The sequence below is a fragment of the Streptomyces sp. NPDC017890 genome (assembly GCF_044328675.1).
In the GTDB taxonomy this organism is placed as follows: domain Bacteria; phylum Actinomycetota; class Actinomycetes; order Streptomycetales; family Streptomycetaceae; genus Streptomyces.
In genome coordinates, this window is record NZ_JBIRHU010000111.1 from 1 (window position 1) to 2,295 (window position 2,295).

Here is a 2,295-nt window from a genome sequence, read left to right on the forward strand (position 1 = left end):
GTTCTCGATGGCTTCGGCGCGAGAAGGCGTTGAGGAAAGCGCAGACTTTCGACTGCTGTATTCGGTCCGGACTCCTCGAGATGTTTTGTTCGCCGATGAATTGGGTGCACTGTCGCGAACGACCGTCGACATCGTGCATACGCGTGAGTCGCCTCCGAGATCGGTTCGTCCGCCCGGCAGATTGACCCGTGACGGGGTCGCAGCGGTTTCCTTCTCAGCGTCGGCATCGCCGCGCACTTACATCTGCGGACCTACCGCGTTCGTCGAGACGATCGTCGAGTGGCTTCTCGAACTCGGTCACGACCCCGCGCGCATCCGCACGGAACGATTCGGAGGCAGCAATTGACTCACGTTGACGGAAATGCACTTGCAGGGACATTCGTAGAGATTCTCGGTATCGAGATCACAGAAGCGATCGGCAGATGCCGCCACTGTGGCAGTGTCTACGGCCTTGCTCGGACACGCGCCTTCATTACGGCCATGGGAGCCGTCATGCGGTGCAAGGACTGTGATGCAGTGCTAGCGGTTATCGTCCAGAACCCGCGAGCGACAGTAGTGAACTTGTCAGGACTGTCTTACATCACTGTTCCTCGACGATGACCGCTCTCCAATCCATGGCCGCAGCGACATCCGCGGAGGACCGTCCAGGATGGTGATCCGCATCTACGACAGCGGTCACCAGGCACTACGGGAGTTCGTCCCGCTGCGCCCAGCCAGGGTTAGCATCTATGTGTGCGGGCCGACCGTCCAATCCGCACCACACATCGGACATCTACGCAGTGCCCTCGTCTATGACCTTTGGCGACGTTGGCTCACCCACCGTGGATACACCGTCACGCTCGTCCGGAACGTCACCGACATCGACGACAAAATCCTCGCTCTCGCTACGGAGTCGGAACCGTGGTGGGCCCGTGCCTACCGCGTCGAGACGGAATTCACTCGCGCCTACACCGCACTGGGTATCCTTCCCCCGACATATGAGCCACGCACCTCCGGCCACATTACGGAGGCGCTGGCGCTGATCGACCGTCTCCTGCGACGCGGGCATGCCTACGTCGCGAGCGATGGATCCGGCGATGTCTACTTCGACGTCAGCAGCTGGCAGACATACGGCACGCTCACTCGCCAGAACCCCGATGCCCTATTGCAATCCGACGACGGACACCGACAGGCCAAGCAGAACCCTCAGGATTTCGCCCTATGGAAGGGAACGAATCCCAGCGAACCGAAATCTGCGCGTTGGCCGTCACCTTGGGGTACCGGCAGGCCGGGATGGCACATCCAGTGCTCGGCGATGTCTCGCCGTTACCTCGGACCTGCCTTCGACATCCACGGAGGTGGCATCGACTTGCGATTCCCCCACCATGAAAATGAACTGGCCCAGTCCACAGCTGCCGGAGACGAATTCGCCAGGTACTGGGTCCATAACGGCCTTGTCGCCATCAGCGGACAGAAGATGGCCAAGTCGCTCGACAACTATCTGTCTGCCGATGAACTCCTTCGACGGGTCGGACCAGCTACGCTGCGCTACTACCTGCTCAGCGCGCACTACCGCAGTGCCTTGGACTATCGGGAAGAAGCGCTCACCTACACTCATGCAACTGTTGCGCGGATCGCGAACTTCCAACACCGTGCACGTACACACCTCGAGGACGCAACAGTTGGTGGCCCAACGCTACCGGGTGCATTCGCGGCGGCACTCGACGACGATCTCAATGTCCTAGCTGCACTCGGCGTCCTTCACGACCATGTGCGCGCCGGCAACATTGCCGTCGACAACGGCGAGACCGCAGCAGCCGCGGCGGCATACCAATCGATAACAGCGATGACCAGCGTGCTTGGGATCGAGACGGAATCATCACCGACGGCGCCACGCGACGGCCAGCACAGCAGCACGGTCACTGCTCTCGTTGAGGTACTCCTCGCGAATCGATCGTGTGCCCGCGGCGAAGGAGATTTTGTCACGGCTGACCGCATCCGCGGCGATCTCGCTCGCAGCGGGATCGTCATCGAGGACCACTCCTCAGGAACCACGTGGACACAGGCATAACTGAAGTTCGTGGAGGCCGGCTACGCTGACAGCCGACTGATTGTGATCGGGTCAAGCGGGCACCCACCCTCGCAAGAAAGCCAGCACCTTGGCTTCCGGCATTTCGCAAGGACGTAGGTGGTCTGCTTCGACCGTGCGATACACATTGGCGCTGATCAGATCGGACCCGCCCAACTCCTCGGCGGAAATGCTGATACTTCGGCCATCGACCCGCGTGGTTCGTGTCAATCCGTACGGACGCCCCG

General features: G+C 61.0%; 3 protein-coding genes and 1 pseudogene. 3 read left to right on the forward strand and 1 reads right to left on the reverse strand.

The window, feature by feature from the left end; translation table 11 throughout:
• The 3 genes and pseudogenes from ACH4F2_RS35705 to cysS all read left to right on the forward strand — a co-directional run.
• Positions 1–346: pseudogene (locus tag ACH4F2_RS35705) on the forward strand (oxidoreductase); the annotation flags it as partial.
• The gene (locus ACH4F2_RS35710) at positions 280–600 is read left to right on the forward strand and encodes a DUF6510 family protein (RefSeq protein WP_352101408.1); all 321 of its coding nucleotides are present in this window, start codon (positions 280–282) and stop codon (positions 598–600) included. The pseudogene ACH4F2_RS35705 and the gene ACH4F2_RS35710, both read left to right, overlap by 67 nt.
• Before the next feature lie 49 nt (positions 601–649).
• Positions 650–2,050, forward strand: coding sequence for a cysteine--tRNA ligase (gene cysS, locus ACH4F2_RS35715; RefSeq protein ID WP_298782163.1), 1,401 nt, complete (start codon positions 650–652; stop codon positions 2,048–2,050).
• 51 nt (positions 2,051–2,101) lie between these two features.
• Here the strand turns inward: cysS and ACH4F2_RS35720 are convergent.
• The coding region (locus ACH4F2_RS35720) for a peptide methionine sulfoxide reductase (protein WP_398136780.1) at positions 2,102–2,295 on the reverse strand (194 nt) is incomplete at its 5' end.

What these genes read in the sequence shown, in the direction of transcription:
- cysS (WP_298782163.1), top strand. Translation starts at nt 650, where the DNA reads ATGGTGATCCGCATCTACGACAGCGGTCACCAGGCACTACGGGAGTTC.